Genomic DNA, 19,673 nt, shown 5'->3' with positions numbered 1-19,673 from the left:
ACCGATGCGACACACAGGTGCGCTCAGCGGACACTTCGCACTGCAACAGTGCGATGAGCGCGCATTTTCGCTACTCTACGCGCCGTTTTGCCCGGCTTGCCCACAAGGCTAAGGTCCGTGCACCAGGTCTGGCCTCATCCGGCCGACCGTGTTTCCCTCATCCATGGGGAAAACCTCTCTCAATTCCAATCTATTGACGTGGTTTCCTTCCAATGAAAGTGCTTAAAGGCCAGGATATTCTGGCGCTTGGATTCATGACATTCGCCTTGTTCGTAGGCGCAGGCAACATCATCTTCCCTCCCTTCGTCGGTCTGCAGGCTGGCCCGAACGTCTGGATGGCCGCGCTGGGCTTCCTGGTGACCGCAGTGGGTCTGCCGGTGATAACCGTGGTCGCGCTGGCCAGGGTCGGCGGCTCGATGGACGCGTTGAGCAGCCCGATCGGCAAAGTGGCGGGCGGGTTGCTTGCAGCGGTGTGCTATCTGGCCGTAGGGCCGCTGTTCGCCACGCCGCGCACGGCCACGGTATCGTTCGCCGTGGGTCTGGCGCCGCTGACCGGTGAGACACCCCTGGCACTGTTCCTCTACAGCGCGGTGTACTTCCTGCTGGTGTTTTTCGTTTCGCTTTATCCGGGGCGCCTGCTCGATACCGTCGGACGCTTTCTGGCGCCGCTGAAAATCATCGCTTTGGCGGTGCTGGGTATTGCCGCGTTCGCCCTGCCGGTAGGCCCCAGCGGTGACGCGGTACCCGAGTACGTTGCAGCACCGTTTTCCCTGGGCTTCATCAACGGCTACCTGACCATGGATACGCTGGGCGCTTTGGTGTTCGGCATCGTCATCGTCAATGCCATCCGCTCCAGAGGTGTCGAGTCACCCCAGCTGATCACGCGCTATGCGATCATTGCGGGTCTGATTGCCGGGGTAGGGCTGGCGCTGGTGTATATCAGTCTGTTCCGCCTCGGGTCGGGCAGCCACGCCGTGGCTGCAGGCGCTACCAATGGCGCAGCGGTGTTGCATGCCTACGTGCAGCACACCTTCGGAGCCCTTGGCAGTGGTTTCCTGGCCGTACTGATCTCGCTGGCCTGCCTGGTGACTGCAGTGGGTTTGACCTGCGCCTGTGCCGAGTACTTCAGCCGAGTGCTGCCGCTGTCCTATAAGACGCTGGTGCTGTTGCTCGCACTGTTCTCGCTGCTGGTATCGAACCTGGGCCTGACCAAGCTGATCGCGTTTTCGATTCCAGTGCTGACAGCCATCTACCCACCCTGCATCGTGCTGGTGGCGTTGAGCTTCTGCGCAGGGCTGTGGCATTCGCAGTCGCGCATTCTCGGGCCGGTGATGTTCGTCTCGCTGCTGTTCGGCCTGATCGATGCGATCAAGGGGGCAGGGTTCTCGCAGTGGCTGCCAACATCCCTGCTCGATCTACCCCTGAGCGAGCAGGGGCTGGCCTGGCTGGTGCCTTCGGTGGCAACCCTGCTGGTGGCAGTGTTGGTCGATCGCGTGAAGGGCGCACGGGTTCAAGCAGCGGCTTGAGCGGAGCGTCGCCCACAAAAAAGCCAGCTCTAGAGCTGGCTTTTCTTTGCAGCGGTGTTCATGACGCTTCGGCTGCGGCCTCGACGTCATGGGCGATCAAGGACACCAGTGCGTTTTGCTGTCGGTGAGACAACTGGCGGAAACGCTGCAAAAGCTCGCGCTCGTGCAGAGACAGCTCCGGACTGTCCATCTTCATGCTCAACTCTTCGCCCAAGGCACCTTCCTGGATCAGGCTCTGTTCCAGGCGTGCGATGATCTCGGAGTTCATGCTTCGGTGATGGTTACGAGCCACCTCAGCGATCTGCTCACGCATCCCGTCGGGAAGACGTACTACAAATTTGTCAGCCGTGCGGCTGGAGTAAACAGCCTGTTTGAGTGGGCGCATAGTGTTGACCGATAAGTTCAGGGGGAGCGGTTCTCGAAGTAGGCCGCAGGATGTCGGTTAGGACACGCCGATCGGCAAATTGTTCCAGCCTGCCGATGCCGCGCTATGATGCCTTAGTTGCGACATAACCTTGACGCCAAATCTGTGACAAATAATGATCCGAATCGTGGCATTTGGCCAGTCCCCAGCGGCAGGTATTTTACAAGGCCGGTGGAAATTTGCGATCACGCCGTTCGAAAAAAGTCGAAGATTCGTTCGAGAGGTGCTCTGACCCGTCTTGTGCACACCGCGCACAGCACGTGCGAGCTACCCTTGGGCTAGCATAGTGACATTTGGGCCATTTGCTAGTATTGATTTTCGCTAAGCGGCAATTGGTTTGAAATCAATGCAGGTATGGATCGAATTTGATCCTGCGGCCTTTGACCATTGCCAGCAAAAATGCCACAGCGCTGATGCTGCCCAGCACTTGCAGCATTGTCCCCAAAGCGACGGCGTTCTGCTCGAGGGTAAGTGCGCCGATCCAGCACACGGCAGCCACAAACATGAACGCCAAGGCGTATCTCGACATCGACAACTCCTTAAAATATGTAGCGTTCAGACCGTTGCGTCGTCGCGGTCTCGTTGACACCCTGTGCAGCCATGACAGGTCGTTCAGGGCCCGAAGCCGCGACGCGGGCAACGGGCGCAGGGATTAGTCGAGCAGAGTCGATGTGGACAAGTGCAGGGTCGTCGGCTTGAGTGTGGAACTGAAAACCAATGAAGGTGACCAATGCCATAACATTGAGCATGACGAGGACGCTGTTCATTGGGACGCTCCATGGCTGGTGGTGGCAAATCAGTGTTCAGCCAGGAACATAGCAGGGCGCGTGCCAACTTTTTATTTAGCGAAATTTCTAGGTAATTCAGAGGCATACCAAGGAAGGCAGGCACATTGATATTGCATTCTGCATACCTGGGTCTCTGCAGGTATTGCAAAATGCATGACTGTCGCGTTCATCCTTGATCGGCATTTGCCACGGATAAAACTGTCCACGTTGCATGACAAACCGCGCGTGGCTGGGTAACATGCACGCCGTTCGTCGTGCCGCCTGGCACGACGCCGTGTGTCTCAGTAGCTCAATTGGATAGAGCATCCCCCTCCTAAGGGGAAGGTTGCAGGTTCGAACCCCGCCTGGGACACCATTCTTGCGCGTCAACTGTTTCAGCTGCGCAAGTGCCTTGAACATGCACTGCGAGGAGGCGAGTGTTCCCGTCTCAGCGACAGGGAGCCCAGACTTCACGTACTGAGCAGTCCGTTAGACGATGTTCTGATGAGGCCCGCCCGTCCGATGCAATGGCGTGAGCCCGTGTCAACTTATCCAATGATCCTTCTGCGGTGAGTGTTCTGGATTTCAGCCGTGGGCATCCGCCAGGCCTTTCTCGATGAAACGCACCGAACTCTCCATGGCCTGCTGACCCTCTGGCAAGATCGCGGCGTAAAAGTGCCAGGCGTGAAACATCGCAGGCCATACTTCCAGGTTGACGCGAACACGGTTATCGGCAAGGTGAGTTGCAAGACGCATGGCGTCAGTCAACATCAACTCGTTTTCGCCTATCTGCACCAGAATCGGCGGAAGGCCTGTGACGTCCGCGAAGACCGGAGAGGCCAGAGGATGATTGGCCAGCGTGTCGCCCAGAAACGCTCTGGCGAGAATATCCAGCACGGGCTTGGAGTTCAGCGGATCCAGTCCTTCACGATTACTCATGGCCGCGCCGGTATGTTCAAGGTTTGCCCACGGCGAAATCGAGGAGCCAACGGCAGGCAATGGCAAGCCTTTGGATTTTGCCGCCACCATTACGCTGACAACCATCGCGCCGCCCGCTGACTCGCCGGAAAAGGCAATCTTGCTGGCCGGAATGTTCTGCTCGAGCAACCACTCGTAGGCGCGCAATGTGTCGTCGATGGACGCTGGAAATGTATGCTCAGGGGCAAGGCGGTAGTCCGGCATGTATACACGAGCGCCCAGCATTTTCGCGTAATTGCCGCCGATCCCGTGGTAACCGTCTGGACGGCCAACGATGTAAGCCCCGCCGTGAATGTACATCACTACCGCGTCGGTTTTGATCTCCTGCGGAGTCACCAGGATGCCAGGCACTCCACCCATGTCGACTGCCTCGAACCTGACGCCATCGGGCGCTGGATTATGTCCGAGCATTTTTGCGTAGGCGTCGCGGATGTCGCTTAGCTTTGTGGTCGTATCGATTCCCTTGAGAACGGGTACCAGATCGCTAAGGCTGTTGGCCCAGGTTTGGACGGCTGCTTGGACTTCTATATTCATAATGACCTCAATTGATCTTTGGGTGTGGATAAGCTAATCGAGATACTATGCTTGGTATTGGGGAATAGGGTTCCCCATTGAAGGCGCCAGCCCGCCCTGGCGGTGAGGACAGAGAGGCCATATGGAACTCCACAACCTAAACGATATCGCCGCTTTTGTAGGCTCGGTCAACGCTGGAAGCTTCACTGCGGCGGCCAAGCAACTTGGCCTCACTCGTTCAGCGGTAGGCAAATCGATAGTCAGGCTCGAGGCGCGTCTACAGGTACGTCTACTCAATCGCACCACGCGCAGTTTGAGCATGACGGATGACGGCCAGGTTCTTTATGAGCGTTGTGTGGGTGTTTTGCAGGACCTGGACGAGGTAGAGGATGCCCTTGCGTTTCGCCGTTCGACACCCAGTGGACGGCTGCGGATGAGCTTGCCTGTCGCGCTAGGCAGGCTTCATATCCTTGAGCACGTCGAGCGCTGTCTCGAAGAATGGCCTGCGCTGAGCGTCGACATCAGCTTTTCCGACAGGCTGGTCGATCTGATCGATGAGGGGTTTGATTTGGCCATGCGCATCGGTCCGCCCAAGGAAGACTCTGGTTTACTGACGCGCACGGTGGCCTACCAACAAATGATCACCTGCGCCTCACCCCAGTATCTGGCTGACCATGCAGAGCCTGAAACGCCTGAGGATTTATCCCAGCACCAGTGCCTGCATTTCGTGAGTGGTGGAAGATTGCTTCCCTGGAATTTTCGAGTGAATAGGCGCTGTGTATCGTTCACTTGTAGTGGAAGGCTGCAAATGGACAGCGCTGAGTCGTTGCACCGGTCTGTTGTCGCGGGGCTGGGCATCGCTACGCTGCCGTCTTACGTGATAAATGAGGATTTGAGAAACGGCAAGCTCGTTCAATTGCTCGCCGTATATGCAGAGGCCGCAGAGCCCATTCGGGTTATTTACCCCAGCAAGCGACACCTCTCTCCAAAGATTCGACTCTTCATCGATAAGCTTGTAGAGGCTTGGTCACCCTGCCCACCTTGGGAACAACGCGCTGGCGCTGCCCGACCTTGAGTACACAGGCCTTCCGTGGTTCGGCCTGCTTTTCAGGGGTTGGAGGCTCTGCGAGAGGTACCCGGCGGCGCCTAGGTTTGCCGCTGCCCTTCAGCGATATCGGACTCGGGCAGGGTCGGGATCGATGCTGGGGCCTATCCCCCTCGGGAAGGAGCTGCGACAGGGGTTCATGGGTAGCTTTACCTGAGCCCCCGGCGACTCTATCGCCTCAGGTCGCGCCGCCCAATGTTTGCTTAAGATCGGGGTAGCTGGCGAAAGGAATCGAAAGAATGACCACGCCCACTTCCAAGACCGCTTGTTCCTTGGTCACTGCGTGTACGCCTATCTCATGGGCGAGCGCCTGGATGCTGTCGGAGCGTTTGGAATTGGCCAGTTTGACGGTATGACCCACCGCTGCAAGTTTGCGCGCCAAGGTCGCGCCAATATTGCCGGCGCCGATTATTCCGATGTTCAATTTGTGTCTCTCCTGATTGTGTTGAGGGGGGGTTAAAATCCTCAGTCATTTGCTCCATGGCCAAGGGTGTCGAGCATGTGATGAAGCGCGTCCATGCCGCACTCATCGAGGTGGCAGGCTGACTTGATCTGGCGAGTGAAGGCTCGGACGGCCGCTTCCAGGTTTCGTCTGTCGAGTCAGATTGACGACCACACGTCGCTCGTAAACGGCAGGTGATTGCTGTCAACCGGTGCTTTGCAACCCGCGCCAACGCCGGCTCGGCAATGGGTCATTTCTGCGCCAGCAGCGTTTTCCTGGCAGCCTTTTCGTCTTTCATGGCGGCTAGCTCACGCTGACAGACCTCGACATCGAACGAGTTGTCCCACTTGGCGATCGCGATGGTGCCGATGCCATTGCCGATCAGGTTGGTGACAGCCCGGGCCTCGTTGAGGAACCGGTCGATGCCCAGCAGCAGGACCAGGCCAACCAGAGGAATGGAATGGATAGTGGTGAGCGTTGCGGCCAGCGTCACGAACCCGGCCCCTGCCACGCCTGCGGAGCCTTTGGACGTCAGCAGGAATACCGCCAGCAGAATCATCTGGTCCGCGAACGTCAGTGGCGTATTGGTTGCCTGGGCAATGAAAATCGCGGCCATGGTCAGGTAGATGCAGGTACCGTCCGCATTGAAGGTATATCCGGTCGGCAGAACCATCCCCACGACCGATTTCTTGCAGCCCAGTTTTTCCAGCTTGACCATCATGCGGGGCAACACGGCCTCGGTCGAACAGGTGCCCAGGGTGATGAGGATTTCATCCTTGAAGTAGCGCAGGAACTGCATCAACGGCATGCCTGACCACCTGGCAACCGTGCCCAGTATCACGACGATGAATATCAATGTGGTGATGTAGAGCGCCACCAGCAATTGCCCGAGTGAGAGCAACGTGCCAATTCCGTACTTGCCGATGGTGAACGCCATGCCAGCACCGGCGCCGAGCGGGGCCAGGCGCATGACCATGGCGACGATCTTGAACAGGCCTTGCAGGAACAGATCGATGGTATTGATCAGAGGCTTGCTGGTTTCGCCCAACTGAACCAGGGCAATGCCCATCAACACCGAGAGCAGTATCACCTGAAGCATCACGCCGTTGGAAAAGGCGCCGATGAACGTGTGCGGGATGATGTTGAGAAAGAATTCGACGGTGCCGCCTTGCTCGCTGGCGGCCTGGCTGTATTTATTGATGGCGCTGGCATCCAGGGCGCTGACATTGATGTTCATGCCGACACCGGGCTTGACGATGTTGACCACGATCAACCCGACGACCAGCGCAATCGTCGACAGAATCTCGAAGTAGATCAGGGCTTTCACACCAATGCGCCCGACTTCCTTGATGCTGCCCATCTTGGCGATACCGACCACCACCGTGCCGAAGATGATCGGTGCCAGCAGCATTTTGATCAGTTTGATGAAGCCATCGGCAAACGGCTGCAGCTTGGCGCCGATGTTGGGTGCGAAGTAACCGATGGCGGCACCGATGACGATACCTATCAGCACTTGCACGTACAGCTGGCCATACCAGCGGGTTCTGGACATTTCCACGAGAACACCTCATTTTATTGTTGTGATGGGCGTGTGGCGTGACGTCAGTGCCTGACGCCAGCGTTTGCGGCCTGTTTGGCACAGGCCGCAGGGGGAAGCGATCAGCCTTCGCCGAGCTCGCGCATGACGGCGTAGAGGGCCGACTTGGCTTCGAAACCGACACCGGGAATGTCCGGCAGGCCGACATAGCCGTTTTCGACCTGGATACCGTCAGCGAAGCCACCGAACGGCTGGAATACATCCGGGTAGGATTCGTTGCCACCCAGGTGCAGGCCCGCGGCGATGTTCAACGACATTTGATGACCGCCGTGGGGGACCACGCGGCGCGACGACCAGCCCATGTCTTCCATTACTTTTAGAGTGCGCATGTACTCGACCAAGCCGTAGGACAGTGCGCAGTCGAACTGGAGAAAATCACGGTCGGGGCGCATGCCACCGTGGCGCAGCAGGTTGCGAGCGTCCTGGTGGGAGAACAGGTTTTCGCCGGTGGCCATGGGCAATTCGTAGTGATTGGCGAGTTCGGCCTGCAGGGCGTAGTCCAGCGGATCGCCGACTTCCTCGTACCAGAAGAGATTGTACTTCTTGATGGCTTCCGCGTAGGCGATACCGGTCTGCAGGTCGAAGCGACCATTGGCATCGACCGCCAGGCGCCGGCCATCACCGACCACTTCGAGCACTGCTTCGATACGCCGGATGTCTTCATCGAGCGGCACCGCACCGATCTTCATCTTGACCACGTCGTAGCCACGGTCCAGATAGCTCTGCATTTCGGCCTTGAGCTTGGTCTGGTCCTTGCCGGGGTAGTAGTAGCCACCGGCGGCATAGACCCAGACCTTGTCGTCCGCCACGCCGTTGCGATAGCGGTCAGCCAGCAGGCGATACAGCGGCTTGCCTTCGATCTTGGCGACCGCATCCCACACCGCCATGTCGATGGTACCGACCGCCACCGAGCGCTCGCCGTGGCCTCCAGGCTTTTCGTTGGTCATCAGGGCTTTCCAGATGGCGAACGGGTCGAGGTTGTCGTTTTCATGATCGACAAGTGTATCGGGGTCGGCTTCGGTGATACGGGCAAGGAAGCGGTCGCGCATCAGCGCACCCTGGCCGTAGCGACCGTTGGAGTTGAAGCCGTAGCCGATGACCGGTTTGCCATCGCGGATCACGTCGGTGATCACCGCCACGACCGAGCAGGTCATTTTGGAAAAGTCGATGTAGGCGTTGGCAATGGGGGAGGCGATGGAAACGGTCTTCTCACGAATGTCGACGATGCGCATGGAGGGTTCCTCTTATGGGTTGTGGCCCCCACGTTAGGCTTTGCGAAGTCACCCGCCCAATGCTATTAATGCCCAACCCTATGCACAGAAGGCATGGCCCTTGGAACTCGTCTGGCTCGAAGACCTTTCGGCGCTTGCCGAATACGGCAGCTTCGTGCGCGCCGCCGAAGCTCGCCACATCACCCAGCCGGCCTTCAGCCGCAGGGTCCGCTCGCTTGAAAACTGGATGGGCGTGGAATTGTTCATCCGTACGCCCCATGGCGCGACCCTGACAGAGGCGGGGAGGCAGATTCTGCCCGGTGCGCAGGAGGCGGCGCGCCACCTGTATCGGCTGCGCAACGAGGCGCAGGAAGTGGCGGGCGTGTCGGCACGCTCACTGAAGTTCGCCGCCACTCACTCGTTGTCGTTCACGTTTTTCCCCAGGTGGCTGCGCAGCTCGGAAGCCGGTGCGCCTATCGAAGCGGTACAGCTTCACTCCGACAGCATGGCTGTCTGCGAGCAGATGCTGATACACGGCCAGGTCCAGTTTCTGCTCTGCCATCGTCATCCCGATGTTCCGCCGCTGCTGGCGCCCGATCAGTTCATCAGCAAGAAGGTCGCAGAGGACGTTCTGGTACCGCTCGCCAGTGCCTCCTCACACTTCGATACCTCGCCCGCTGCACTGCCTTACCTGGCCTATACCCATGAGTCGGGGCTGGGGCGGATCGTCGCCCACAGGTTGCGCGGCAAAGAGGACTATCTGCACTTGCAGCCGCTGTTCAGCAGCCACCTGGCAGCGGTGCTCATGTCCATGGCCCTTGAAAGCAAAGGCGTGGCCTGGTTGCCCAAGAGCCTGACCGAGCAGGAGCTTCACGAGGGACGCTTGGTGAGGGCGCTCGATGAGAGTTGGGACATACCGCTGGAGGTGCACCTGACCCGGCCGAAAGCAAACCTGGGTCAGTCCGCCGAAGCGTTCTGGGCGAGAGCGGGTATGGATCTGCCAGCTGTCACCTGACGCATCGGGGGTGCGATACGCCGAGTCGGCGTTTCGCCTACCTGGCAGCCGGTGTGCAGGGCCGCGCTGCCCCCGACGTGCCGCCTGCAGCTGCCCGGGTTGCCGCGCGTCCCGCCAGAAAGGCAAGTACCGCTGCCAAGCCGAGCAACCCTGCGCTCGTTTCAAAGGTCGCCCGGTAGCCGCTTGCGTCGAATACCAGCCCACCGACGATGGCCCCGGACGCGATGGCCAGTTGGATGATCGCCACCATCAAGCCACCGCCTGCCTCCGCATCGTTCGGAAGGGTTCTTGCCAGCCACGTCCACCATCCCACCGGTGCGGCAGTCGCAACCGCTCCCCAAAGCCCCAGCAGTACCGTAGTGATGGCCGTCGAGCTGCCGAATGACAACAGTGCCATGGCGATGGCGGCCATCAGGATCGGGATAACGGTCAGCGTTCGATGCAGGCCATTTTTCAGGAAGGCTTCGATCAGGAACGTGCCGGCAAGCCCGGCCAGGCCTAGCACCAGCAGCATCAACGAAAGCATGGAAACACTGACCTGTGTGACCGTTTCCAGAAACGGACGCAGATAGGTGAAGAGCATGAACTGACCCATGAAAAATACGCTTACCGCGACCATGCCCAGGGCGACCGGGGTGCGTTTCATCAGCGTGAGAACGTTGCCGGTGCCCGACTCGCTGCGCGCTTTCAGGGTTGGAAGGCTCACCAACAACCATGCACAGGCAATCACGGCCACGGGAAGAAGGGCCAGAAAGGCACCGCGCCAGCCGATCAGCGCGCCGAGAAAACTGCCCAGGGGCGCTGCCACGACCGTTGCCAGAGCATTGCCGCCGTTGACGATAGCCATCGCCCGGGTGACTTGGCTTTCAGACACCAGGCGCATGGCGGTCGCTGCCGACAATGACCAGAACCCGCCGATGGCGACGCCGATCAGGGCGCGTGCGCCCATGAATACCCAATAGTTGGGTGCAAAGGCAACGACGGCTGCGGAAACGATCATCAGCAGGGTAAGTGCAACGAGCAGCGGTTTGCGCTCGACCCGAGCGGCCACCGATGCGATCAGCAGGCTGGTGAAAAGCGCGAACAGCCCTGATACGGAGATGCCCTGGCCGGCCTGGCCCTCGGTGATGTGCAGGTCCGCCGCGATGGGTGTGAGCAGGCTGATGGGCATGAATTCCGAGGCCACCAGCACGAAGGCGGCCAGCGACATGGCGAACACGGCGCCCCATGATTCACCGGTGTGGGTGGCGGAGGTCGAAGATCGGTTCATTCGAGAGGTCTTCTCCAGAGATTTATCGATGGCCATTGTCTCGGTCCGATGAGCTTCTCTGTAGCGCATTGCACTGGATTACTTGCCTGATCCTATGAGTCTGCACTGGATGGGGGGACGAACGAGCAGAGGCGAGTTAGAGTTCGTGACACGGGAGCAAGGTGAATATGACGAACGAATTCGACACGACTGGTCCAGGCTCATCGACGCACGAAACGCTGACGCGGATGATCGCCTCGCACACCAAGGCGCCCGGTGATTACCGAACGGACATCGCAGGTCTTGGTTTTTTTCGACGCGACTGCCCGGCACCGCCCATGACCTGCATGGTCGAGCCCAGCATCATTCTGGTTGCTCAGGGCGAAAAGCAGCTGTGGGTGGGGGGCGAAGGTTATCGGTACAGCACCTCGAAGTTTCTGATCACGTCACTGGATCTGCCTGCCAACTCCGAAGTGTTGGTTGCCAGCCACGAGCAGCCATGCCTGGGGCTGACGTTCAAGCTGGATATGCGCATGCTGGCCGAACTGATAGCGCAGGGTGATCTGCCGCCCATTCGCGATCGTGCCGCCGTCCAGGGCGTAGGTATCGGTTCGGTAACGCTGCCGTTGCTGGCCTCGTTCGAACGGCTGCTGGCGCTGTTCGATGAGCCACAGTCCATTCCTGTGCTGGCGCCACTGATCCAGCGCGAAATCCACTATCGCCTGCTGCAAGGCGACCAGGCGGGTCGGCTGCGGCAGATCACCTCGGTGGACGGGCAGGGTTATCGCATAGGCAGAGCGATCGATTGGCTGAAGTTGAATTACACGTCAGCGCTGCGCGTCGACGAACTGGCAGCCAGGGTGCAGATGAGTACACCGACCTTTCATCATCATTTCCGCCAACTTACCAGGATGAGCCCGCTGCAGTATCAAAAGTGGCTGCGGCTCAACGAGGCAAAGCGGTTGATGCTCAATGAACATCAGGACGTGTCCAGCGCAGCCTTCAAGGTTGGGTATGAAAGTCCGTCGCAGTTCAGTCGCGAGTACAGTCGTCTGTTCGGCGCGCCACCCAAGCGCGACATCGCGGCCTTGCGCGGAAACGGCTAGCCTGCCCGCGTTATCGCATGTCTCGTCGCCTTCACTGAAATAGGCAAGAACGCCACTCGATTGGGCAAGTGGCGTCCCGCAGCCGACTGCATACTGAGTCGCCGGATCGGCGAACGGAGTGACATTTCCCGCAGCGCATGAGCGCCCACGCAGGTTTGAACCCGCTTTGCAAGACACCGGCAAAAACTGCCCTCGTTGCCATGTCGGGCATCGTGCGGGTCGTCAATGGCGTGATCCGCGACACGCTTTGAAACCATAGTGTCTTATCACCTGACGTACGACCTCAACCAATGGCGTGATCCAGGTGTCTGCACTAGACGCAGCAAGACCGTGATTCAAGACATAAAAAAATAGATGAGGACCGCAACATGACCGATCCGACCGAAAAAATTTCTCCCGATCCAGAGGGTTCCGGTGAGTTGTTCAAGGAACTGACCACGCCCTCGCGGCGCAATTTCCTGCGCACCATGGGCATCTCGGGCATGGCCGCTGCCACCGCCCCGGTGTGGGCCCAGGCCGCCCAACTGGCGCCTGTCGACGACAGCGACAAGCCCTTGGCCAAAGGCGAGCAGCGGATCACGCTCAAGGTCAACGGCCAGCCGCACACGCTCAATGTGCCCGGCAATGCCGTGCTGCTGGACGTGTTGCGCGACCGCCTGATGCTCACCGGCACCAAGAAGGGTTGCGACCACGGTCAGTGCGGGGCCTGCACGCTGCACATCAATGGTCAGCCGGTGAACAGCTGTCTGTCCCTGGCGGCCATGCACCAGGGCGATGACATCACCACCATCGAAGGCCTGGAGCGCAATGGTCAGTTGCACCCGATTCAGGAAGCGTTCTGGGCCCACGACGCGTTCCAGTGCGGCTATTGCACCTCGGGCCAGATGATGACCGCTGCGGCCATCATCAAGGACCCGGACATCGGCGCCGACGACGCCAGCGTGCGCGAGGCCATGAGTGGCAACATCTGCCGATGTGGCGCGTACAAGAACATCCTTGCCGCCGTGCAGGATGCCCGTGGCAAAGTACAGGGAGCCAGCTGATGAGAGCCTTGGAATACACCCGCGCAACCAGCCCCGAACAGGCCGTTGCGACCCATGCCCGCAATGAAGCCACGGCGTTTCTCGCCGGCGGTACGACCCTGCTGGATCTGGTCAAGATCGACATCATGCAGCCTGATCGGGTCATCGACGTGCATACCTTGGCGCTGGATCAGGTCGAAACCTTGAGCGATGGCCGGACCCGTATCGGCGCCATGGTCAGCAACACTCGGCTGGCCAATCATCCGCGCATCAAAAGTGATTACGCGGTGCTGTCCCAGGCGCTGCTGTCCGGGGCGACCACGCAACTGCGCAACAAGGCGACCACCGGCGGCAATGTCATGCAGCGGGTGCGCTGCAATTATTTCCGCGACGGCGTTTCCGCCTGCAACAAGCGGGTGCCCGGCTCGGGCTGTGCTGCCATCGGCGGGCACAACCGCAGCGTGCACGCGGTACTGGGCACCAGCGACCAGTGCATTGCCACCCATCCTTCGGACATGTGCGTGGCCATGGCGGCGATTGGTGCGACCGTGCAGGTGCAAGGCCCCAACGGCAAACGCGAGATCGACTTCCAGGATTTCCACTTGCTGCCGGGCGCCACGCCGTGGAAAGAGCATGCGCTGCAGCCTGACGAATTGATCACCCATGTAACGCTGAATGCGCCATTGGCGAACGGCAAGTCCGCGTACCTGAAGTTGCGTGATCGCGCGTCCTACCAGTTTGCGCTGGCTTCCAGCGCGGTGATTCTGGTCATGGACGGGCAGGTCATTCGCGAGGCCCGTATTGCCCTGGGCGGCGTCGGCACCAAGCCGTGGCGTGCGCTGGAAGCCGAGCGCGCACTGCGCGGTGCGGCCGCTACCCCGGAAAACTTCGCCAAGGCCGCAGCCATCGCGCTGCAAGGGTCCAAGCCGTATGCACACAACGCCTACAAGATTCCCCTTGGGCAGCAGGCCATCGTGCGCAACCTTTCCACCCTGAGCACAGGAGCCATGGCATGAGCGAGTCAATCATGGGGGCATCCCCACGCCGCATCGACGGTCGCCTGAAGGTCACCGGCAGCGCGCAGTATGCGGCCGACCATCAGCCCAAGGGCATGGTCTTCGCCTACGGCGTCTACAGCACGGTGGCCAGTGGCTCGATCACATCTTTGGACATCGAGGCGGCGCGCCGCTCGCCCGGCGTGCTGGAAATTCTGCACCACGGCAACTTTCCCCAGGCGTTCCACACCTCGCCCGTGCCTTTCTCCCTGGCAGGGGTGCTGACAGGCTCGCGTACCGATGAGAAAAGGCTGCCGTTCGAGGACAATGTCGTGCGTTATGCCGGGCAGTTCGTGGCGCTGGTGGTTGCCGACACGTTCGAGCATGCGCGCGAAGCGGCCTACAAGGTCAAAGTCAGCTACAGCGAAAGCGCGGCTGCCGCCAATCTGGAGCAGGGACTGAAGCGGCGCGCAGCCGCCGACGGCGGGCAGGGCCACAAGCGTGGCGATCCAGCCAGCGCCTTCGATGGCGGTGCGCAGACGGTAGACGCCACTTATACGACGCCTGTGGAAACCCACAACCCCATGGAAATGCACGCCACCGTTGCGCTGTGGGACAACGGTCGACTGGTGGTGTATGAATCCACCCAGTCGGTCGTGGTTCACCGCAACACCCTGGCGCAGATCTTCGGCCTGCCCACCGAGCGCGTGGAAGTGCGTGCGCCGTTCATTGGTTCGGGCTTCGGCGGCAAGCTGTGGATCTGGCCGCACTCGGTAGCTGCCTGCGCGGCTGCCAAGATCGTCGGCCGACCGGTGCAACTGGTGCTGCCGCGAGCGCAGATGTTCACCACGGTAGGGCATCGCCCGGAGACCCGCCAGCGCATGCGCCTGGCGGCCGATGGCAAGGGCAAGCTGGTTTCCCTGCGTCATGAATCGCTCAACACCACCGGGATCGGCGACCAGTATGTCGAGAACTGCGGGGGCATGAGTGCCAGCCTGTACTCGTGTGCGAACGTCGAAGTGACCCATGGCACGGTGCAGGTCAACCGCGGCGCACCGACCTCGATGCGTGCTCCAGGCGCAGCCCCTGGCCTGTTTGCGCTGGAGTCGGCTATCGACGAACTGGCCGAACGCTGCAAGATGGACCCGCTCGCCTTTCGCCAGTTGAACTGGGCCGGGCAGAACGAGCAGGAGAAACTGCCGTGGTCCGGCAACCATCTGCGCGAAGCACTGGCGCAAGGCGCCGAGCGTTTCGGCTGGGCCAAGCGCACGCCGGGTATCGGCAGCATGCGCGATGGCCACGAGATCGTCGGCTACGGCATGGCGCAGTGCAACTGGGATGCCTTCCGCACGCCGTGCGAAGCGCGGGTCTCGTTGACCTCCGACGGTCGCGCCGTGGTGTACTGCGGTGCTCAGGACATTGGGACCGGCACCTACACGGTGCTTGCCCAGTGCGTCAGTGACATCACCGGTCTGCCGCTGGAGCGGATCACGGTAGAGCTGGGCAACTCGTCCTATCCGCCCGCGCCTGTTTCCGGCGGCTCGTGGATGACTGCCAGTGCCTTGCCGGCCGTGGCAGAGGCCACGCGCGCCGCGCTCACCCAGCTCAAGAGCTTCGCAGCCTCGGAAGAGGGCGGGCTGGCCAATGCCAAGCCAGAAGCGATCACGGTCAGCAACGGGCGCCTGCAGGACGGTTCGACCAGCCTGGAGTTCGCCGAAGTACTCAAGAAGCTGAAGATCGCCAGCGCCGAAGGCGAGGCCCATACCGGTATGGCCGATACCAAGAAGCATGCATTCAGCTCGTTCGGCGCGCATTTCGTCGAGGTGCGCTGGGATCCGGGTATCTCCCGCCTGCGCGTGTCGCGCGTGGTCAGCGCCATTGATGTGGGCAAGATCATCAATGCCAAGACCGCACGCAATCAGGTCGAAGGTGCCATCGTCATGGCCATCGGCATGGCGCTGTTCGAGTCGACCGACTACGACGAGCGCAATGGCATGCCGGTGAACAACAACTACGCGGAGTATGTGGTGCCGGTGCACGCCGATCAGCCGGACATCGATGTGATCCTGCTGGATTACCCCGACTACAACCTCAACGAGTACGGTGCGCGTGGTGTGGGTGAAATCGGTGTGACCGGTTTGGCGGCTGCTGTGGCCAACGCGGTCTACCATGCCACCGGCAAGCGTGTGCGTGACCTGCCGATCAGCCTGGAAAAACTGATGGATCAGGTGCCGACCGTCAGCGTTTGATCGCTCGTTGCCGCGCCGGGGTTCTCTCGGCGCGGTTGAACGACGCAGGTATCAGCTACTTCAGTGACGCTTCATCCAGCCCCGCATACCACTCTGCGTAGTCGGTATTGCGCGCCATGCGTCGGTTGACGTCGGCGCTGCCGTCGTCCCACCACACTTCCCCGCGCTCGCCCAAGGCCTGCTTGGCGACATCGACCTGCGCGCGGGCTTTTACGAGAGCCTCGGGATCTTCCGAGTGCTTGGCGGCCTTGACCGCTCGCCGTGCATCCATGAGCACCTTGACCCAATGTTCGCGCACGGCTTCGGGCAGGGCAGGGTTGCTGCATCGCCAGAGCCGGCCGCGTACGACGAAATAGCGTCCATCGGGTGTGGTGGGATACATCGCGGGATCATCGACAAGGACGGTGTGAGGGGAGGGGGATGCGATCCGGCAAGCGGGCCGTATGTCGCTGCTTGCCGGTGGGCGTGGCTTAGCTCAACCAGCTTTCGACAGTGTCGGAGCCGTATTCGGCTTTCCATTCCTTCAAGGTCTTGTGGTTGCCGCCTTTGGTTTCGACGACTTCACCCGAGTGGGGGTTCTTGTAGGTTTTCAGCGAGCGCGGCTTGCGCGTGGCTTTTTCAGGCGCTGCGCTGGCCTTGACTGGTTTGCCGCCTTGCTGTGGATCGAGAATGGAAACGATGTCCCTGAGGCTTTTATTGTATTCGCCCAACAGCGAACGCAACTTGGTCTCGAACTCGATTTCCTGTTCCAGGCCCTTGTCGCCTTTCATGGCCTCAAGTGCTGCAAGTTGTTCGGCCAGATGACGTTCGAGTTGACGGTATTCAGCAAGTTTGGACATGAGTATCCCCAGGCATGGATCGTGGATAAAAAGGTAAAGGTATCGAGGCGTGATTCTGGCGCAGTGTGCGCACCGATGCCACAACTAAATAACGTTTATTACAATATGTGGCCAGCTTCGTATCCGGTCGAGGACACGGAATGTCGCAGGCTCGATTAAACTTTTCGGCGACCAGGGGTGTCAGGTCTTAAGTAGGCTGTCGAATCCACGGCAGCAGCCAAGAAATCTGGAGATACGAAATGAGCTTTTTCAGCAGCATCCTCGAGAAACTGGGTATCGGCAAGCACGCTGTTCCGGACGCAGACGCTTCTACACAAACTCCCGTTGCTCCTGCGCCAGGTGCATCGCCCACCACTACCGTCACGAACCAGCCCTCCGCTGCGCCGATCACCCAGGTGGATGTGGCTCAAAAGCTCGAAGCTATGGCGGCCAGCCACGGCGAAACTTTGAACTGGCGTACGTCGATCGTCGATTTGCTCAAATTGCTTGGCCTGGACAGCAGCCTGACCGCGCGCAAGGAACTTGCCGAAGAGTTGCACTACACCGGTTCGACCGATGATTCGGCAGCCATGAACACCTGGCTGCACTCTGCTGTGATGAAGAAGCTCGCTGAAAACGGCGGCACCGTGCCTGCGGAATTGCTGAACTGATATATCCCTCAGCGTGCTGCACTGCTTATAAGAAAGCCCGACCCCGGTCGGGCTTTCTTGCATTTGAATACCCGGTTTGCGCGCAGCCGCAGGCGCCCTTATAGAACCCGTGGGCCAATTCTATAATTTTTGTTAATAAATCGAGCGGAACACCCTCGGCGTGGCGGTACTCAGAGCCCTTGAACTTATATTTTCAAAGGAGCGCCAAATGTCCACTGCAGCCGATTTCATGGTCAATACCCTCAAGCACGCAGGTGTCAAACGCATCTATGGCGTAGTGGGTGATTCCTTGAATGGCCTGACCGATTCAATGCGTCGGTTGGGCGGGCTGGATTGGATACACATGCGCAACGAAGAGGCCGGGGCCTTCGCCGCTGGCGGCGAGGCGCACCTGACCGGTGAACTGGCGGTCTGTGCCGGCAGCTGCGGACCGGGCAACCTGCATTTGATCAACGGCTTGTTCGACTGTCATCGCAGCGGCGTGCCGGTGCTGGCGATTGCAGCGCACATTCCCAGCAGCGAGATCGGCATAGACTACTTCCAGGCGACCCATCCCGAGTCGTTGTTCAAAGACTGCAGCCATTATGTAGAACTGGTCTCGCGCCCCGAGCAATTGCCGCAGATTCTGGAGCGGGCCATGCGCGTTGCCATCAGTCGCCGCGGCGTTGCCGTGGTAGTGATTCCGGGCGATGTGGCGCTGAGCTCGCTCGACGCGCCGGTCAGCCAGTGGATTGCACCACAGGCGCCAGTGGTCGTTCCGGCGCCGGGGCAACTCGACGAGCTCGCCCGGTTTCTCAACGGTGGCAAGCGCGTCACCCTGTTGTGCGGTGCCGGGTGCGCAGGTGCACACAGCGAAGTCGTGGCACTGGCCAAGCAGCTCAAGGCGCCCATCGTGCACGCCCTGCGTGGCAAGGAGCACCTGGAATACGACAATCCCTACGACGTGGGCATGACTGGGCTGATCGGCTTCGCTTCCGGCTTCAATGCCATGAAGGAATGCGACACTCTGCTGATGCTCGGCACCAACTTTCCGTACCGGCAGTTCTTTCCTGAGCACTCGCGCATTGCCCAGATCGATTTGCAGCCTGAGGCATTGGGCAATCGCTGCCCACTGGCTATCGGTCTGATCGGCGACATCAAGCACACCGTGCAGCAACTGTTGCCACGCCTTGAAGAACGCACCGACACCATGCACTTGAACAAGGCGCTGGCGGACTACGACAGCGCGCGAAAGGGCCTCGACGACCTCGCCGAGAGCGGCCCGAACAGCACGATCATCCACCCACAATACGTCAGCCGATTGGTCAGCGAGCTGGCCGCCGACGATGCGGTATTCACCTGCGATGTGGGCACGCCCACCGCCTGGGCCGCCCGCTACCTGAAAATGAACGGCAAGCGCCGCCTGATCGGCTCGTTCAACCATGGCTCTATGGCCAACGCCATGCTCCAGGCCATCGGCGCACAGGCGGCCTACCCCGACCGCCAGGTGGTGTCGATGTCCGGCGACGGCGGCTTCGCCATGATGATGGGTGACTTCCTGACCCTCAGCCAGGCCAACCTACCGGTCAAGGTCATCGTGCTTAACAACGGCACGCTGGGCTTCGTCGAAATGGAAATGAAGGCCAGCGGTCTGGTGGACGTGGGCTGCGAGCTGAAGAATCCGAACTTCGCCACGTTCGCTCAGGGCATGGGTATCAAGGGCATCCGTGTGGAGAAACCGCAGGATCTGCGTGCCGCCCTGATCGAGGCGTTCGAGCATGATGGGCCGGTGTTGGTGGATGTGGTCAGCGAGCGTCAGGAATTGATCATGCCGCCGGAAATCACGGCAGCCAACGTCAAGGGCTTCGGCTTGTTCATGATGCGTGCGGTACTCGACGGGCGAGCCAAGGAACTGGTCAGTCTGGCCAAGAACAACCTCCTGCGCTGAGTCCAGACGCTGCAAACCGGTGCGCACGCGGCAGCGACGCACCGGTTTGACGCCAGCT

Annotated in this window: 18 protein-coding genes, 1 tRNA gene and 1 pseudogene; 10 read left to right on the top strand and 10 right to left on the bottom strand. The window is 60.3% G+C overall.

Going from position 1 to position 19,673, the window contains the following annotated elements:
- Positions 1-212: 212 nt before the first annotated feature.
- Complete coding sequence (gene brnQ / locus IFT44_RS04420) at positions 213-1,526, top strand: branched-chain amino acid transport system II carrier protein (protein WP_192059886.1); 1,314 nt, start codon at positions 213-215, stop codon at positions 1,524-1,526.
- Between the two features lie 58 nt (positions 1,527-1,584).
- On the opposite strand, the gene IFT44_RS04415 is transcribed toward brnQ, so the two are convergent.
- From IFT44_RS04415 to IFT44_RS04405, 3 genes are all read right to left on the bottom strand, one after another.
- On the bottom strand, positions 1,585-1,911 hold the full coding sequence (locus IFT44_RS04415; RefSeq protein WP_043190613.1) for an Arc family DNA-binding protein: 327 nt from the start codon (positions 1,909-1,911) through the stop codon (positions 1,585-1,587).
- 382 nt (positions 1,912-2,293) lie between these two features.
- The gene (locus tag IFT44_RS04410; RefSeq protein WP_185793019.1) at positions 2,294-2,479 is read right to left on the bottom strand and encodes a PA3371 family protein; all 186 of its coding nucleotides are present in this window, start codon (positions 2,477-2,479) and stop codon (positions 2,294-2,296) included.
- 10 nt (positions 2,480-2,489) lie between these two features.
- A complete protein-coding gene (locus tag IFT44_RS04405) occupies positions 2,490-2,717 on the bottom strand; it encodes a hypothetical protein (RefSeq protein WP_192175481.1) in 228 nt (75 codons plus the stop codon).
- 299 nt (positions 2,718-3,016) lie between these two features.
- On the opposite strand from IFT44_RS04405, the gene IFT44_RS04400 reads away from it, so the two are divergent.
- Positions 3,017-3,093: transfer RNA gene (locus IFT44_RS04400), tRNA-Arg, on the top strand.
- 209 nt (positions 3,094-3,302) lie between these two features.
- On the opposite strand, the gene IFT44_RS04395 is transcribed toward IFT44_RS04400, so the two are convergent.
- On the bottom strand, positions 3,303-4,229 hold the full coding sequence (locus IFT44_RS04395) for an alpha/beta hydrolase (RefSeq protein WP_192059884.1): 927 nt from the start codon (positions 4,227-4,229) through the stop codon (positions 3,303-3,305).
- A gap of 121 nt (positions 4,230-4,350) precedes the next feature.
- Between IFT44_RS04395 and IFT44_RS04390 the strand changes: the two genes are divergently transcribed.
- Positions 4,351-5,283, top strand: a complete 933-nt coding sequence (locus tag IFT44_RS04390; protein ID WP_192175480.1) for a LysR family transcriptional regulator — start codon at positions 4,351-4,353, stop codon at positions 5,281-5,283.
- 223 nt (positions 5,284-5,506) lie between these two features.
- On the opposite strand, the pseudogene IFT44_RS04385 reads toward IFT44_RS04390, so the two are convergent.
- From IFT44_RS04385 to IFT44_RS04375, 3 genes and pseudogenes are all read right to left on the bottom strand, one after another.
- Positions 5,507-5,776: pseudogene (locus tag IFT44_RS04385) on the bottom strand (NAD(P)-binding domain-containing protein); the annotation flags it as partial.
- A gap of 229 nt (positions 5,777-6,005) precedes the next feature.
- Positions 6,006-7,313: a C4-dicarboxylate transporter DctA gene (gene dctA / locus IFT44_RS04380; RefSeq protein WP_192175479.1), complete on the bottom strand. Its 1,308-nt coding sequence runs from the start codon at positions 7,311-7,313 to the stop codon at positions 6,006-6,008.
- A 101-nt stretch (positions 7,314-7,414) separates the two neighbouring features.
- Positions 7,415-8,584 (bottom strand): mandelate racemase/muconate lactonizing enzyme family protein, encoded by a 1,170-nt coding sequence (locus IFT44_RS04375; protein WP_192059880.1) that lies wholly within the window; start codon positions 8,582-8,584, stop codon positions 7,415-7,417.
- Positions 8,585-8,684: 100 nt separating this feature from the next.
- On the opposite strand from IFT44_RS04375, the gene IFT44_RS04370 reads away from it, so the two are divergent.
- Positions 8,685-9,578: a LysR family transcriptional regulator gene (locus tag IFT44_RS04370; protein WP_192175478.1), complete on the top strand. Its 894-nt coding sequence runs from the start codon at positions 8,685-8,687 to the stop codon at positions 9,576-9,578.
- 37 nt (positions 9,579-9,615) lie between these two features.
- On the opposite strand, the gene IFT44_RS04365 is transcribed toward IFT44_RS04370, so the two are convergent.
- Entirely contained in the window at positions 9,616-10,848 is a 1,233-nt protein-coding gene (locus IFT44_RS04365; RefSeq protein WP_244652078.1) for an MFS transporter, read from the bottom strand.
- Positions 10,849-11,075: 227 nt separating this feature from the next.
- On the opposite strand from IFT44_RS04365, the gene IFT44_RS04360 reads away from it, so the two are divergent.
- The 4 genes from IFT44_RS04360 (at position 11,076) to IFT44_RS04345 (ending at position 16,199) form a co-directional block, all read left to right on the top strand.
- Positions 11,076-11,933: an AraC family transcriptional regulator gene (locus tag IFT44_RS04360; RefSeq protein WP_425311950.1), complete on the top strand. Its 858-nt coding sequence runs from the start codon at positions 11,076-11,078 to the stop codon at positions 11,931-11,933.
- 467 nt (positions 11,934-12,400) lie between these two features.
- The gene (locus IFT44_RS04355; RefSeq protein ID WP_240998780.1) at positions 12,401-12,976 is read left to right on the top strand and encodes a (2Fe-2S)-binding protein; all 576 of its coding nucleotides are present in this window, start codon (positions 12,401-12,403) and stop codon (positions 12,974-12,976) included.
- On the top strand, positions 12,976-13,971 hold the full coding sequence (locus tag IFT44_RS04350; protein WP_122477326.1) for an FAD binding domain-containing protein: 996 nt from the start codon (positions 12,976-12,978) through the stop codon (positions 13,969-13,971). The genes IFT44_RS04355 and IFT44_RS04350 overlap by 1 nt, the downstream gene beginning before the upstream one ends.
- Positions 13,968-16,199 (top strand): xanthine dehydrogenase family protein molybdopterin-binding subunit, encoded by a 2,232-nt coding sequence (locus IFT44_RS04345; protein WP_192175475.1) that lies wholly within the window; start codon positions 13,968-13,970, stop codon positions 16,197-16,199. Before IFT44_RS04350 ends, IFT44_RS04345 begins: the two co-directional genes overlap by 4 nt.
- A gap of 55 nt (positions 16,200-16,254) precedes the next feature.
- On the opposite strand, the gene IFT44_RS04340 is transcribed toward IFT44_RS04345, so the two are convergent.
- A complete protein-coding gene (locus tag IFT44_RS04340; protein ID WP_192055591.1) occupies positions 16,255-16,581 on the bottom strand; it encodes a hypothetical protein in 327 nt (108 codons plus the stop codon).
- A gap of 88 nt (positions 16,582-16,669) precedes the next feature.
- Positions 16,670-17,038: a histone-like nucleoid-structuring protein, MvaT/MvaU family gene (locus IFT44_RS04335; RefSeq protein WP_122477336.1), complete on the bottom strand. Its 369-nt coding sequence runs from the start codon at positions 17,036-17,038 to the stop codon at positions 16,670-16,672.
- 239 nt (positions 17,039-17,277) lie between these two features.
- On the opposite strand from IFT44_RS04335, the gene IFT44_RS04330 reads away from it, so the two are divergent.
- Both IFT44_RS04330 and poxB read left to right on the top strand, forming a co-directional pair.
- Positions 17,278-17,688 (top strand): DUF3597 domain-containing protein, encoded by a 411-nt coding sequence (locus tag IFT44_RS04330; RefSeq protein WP_122477338.1) that lies wholly within the window; start codon positions 17,278-17,280, stop codon positions 17,686-17,688.
- 208 nt (positions 17,689-17,896) lie between these two features.
- Positions 17,897-19,615, top strand: coding sequence for a ubiquinone-dependent pyruvate dehydrogenase (gene poxB, locus IFT44_RS04325; RefSeq protein ID WP_185793029.1), 1,719 nt, complete (start codon positions 17,897-17,899; stop codon positions 19,613-19,615).
- Positions 19,616-19,673 lie beyond the last annotated feature (58 nt).

Source organism: Pseudomonas sp. CFBP 13710, from assembly GCF_014842235.1.
GTDB classification, from domain to species: domain Bacteria; phylum Pseudomonadota; class Gammaproteobacteria; order Pseudomonadales; family Pseudomonadaceae; genus Aquipseudomonas; species Aquipseudomonas baltica.
This window is presented reverse-complemented; position numbering and strand designations above follow the sequence as displayed.

Bases quoted from the DNA above. Each gene is read 5' to 3' on its own strand.
- IFT44_RS04340 (WP_192055591.1), bottom strand. From the start codon at position 16,581: ATGTATCCCACCACACCCGATGGACGCTATTTCGTCGTACGCGGCCGG.
- IFT44_RS04390 (WP_192175480.1), top strand. From the start codon at position 4,351: ATGGAACTCCACAACCTAAACGATATCGCCGCTTTTGTAGGCTCGGTC.
- IFT44_RS04395 (WP_192059884.1), bottom strand. From the start codon at position 4,229: ATGAATATAGAAGTCCAAGCAGCCGTCCAAACCTGGGCCAACAGCCTT.
- IFT44_RS04405 (WP_192175481.1), bottom strand. From the start codon at position 2,717: ATGAACAGCGTCCTCGTCATGCTCAATGTTATGGCATTGGTCACCTTC.
- IFT44_RS04350 (WP_122477326.1), top strand. From the start codon at position 12,976: ATGAGAGCCTTGGAATACACCCGCGCAACCAGCCCCGAACAGGCCGTT.
- poxB (WP_185793029.1), top strand. From the start codon at position 17,897: ATGTCCACTGCAGCCGATTTCATGGTCAATACCCTCAAGCACGCAGGT.
- IFT44_RS04360 (WP_425311950.1), top strand. From the start codon at position 11,076: ATGATCGCCTCGCACACCAAGGCGCCCGGTGATTACCGAACGGACATC.
- brnQ (WP_192059886.1), top strand. From the start codon at position 213: ATGAAAGTGCTTAAAGGCCAGGATATTCTGGCGCTTGGATTCATGACA.
- IFT44_RS04410 (WP_185793019.1), bottom strand. From the start codon at position 2,479: ATGTCGAGATACGCCTTGGCGTTCATGTTTGTGGCTGCCGTGTGCTGG.
- IFT44_RS04335 (WP_122477336.1), bottom strand. From the start codon at position 17,038: ATGTCCAAACTTGCTGAATACCGTCAACTCGAACGTCATCTGGCCGAA.
- IFT44_RS04345 (WP_192175475.1), top strand. From the start codon at position 13,968: ATGAGCGAGTCAATCATGGGGGCATCCCCACGCCGCATCGACGGTCGC.
- IFT44_RS04365 (WP_244652078.1), bottom strand. From the start codon at position 10,848: ATGAACCGATCTTCGACCTCCGCCACCCACACCGGTGAATCATGGGGC.
- IFT44_RS04330 (WP_122477338.1), top strand. From the start codon at position 17,278: ATGAGCTTTTTCAGCAGCATCCTCGAGAAACTGGGTATCGGCAAGCAC.
- IFT44_RS04415 (WP_043190613.1), bottom strand. From the start codon at position 1,911: ATGCGCCCACTCAAACAGGCTGTTTACTCCAGCCGCACGGCTGACAAA.
- IFT44_RS04375 (WP_192059880.1), bottom strand. From the start codon at position 8,584: ATGCGCATCGTCGACATTCGTGAGAAGACCGTTTCCATCGCCTCCCCC.
- IFT44_RS04355 (WP_240998780.1), top strand. From the start codon at position 12,401: ATGGGCATCTCGGGCATGGCCGCTGCCACCGCCCCGGTGTGGGCCCAG.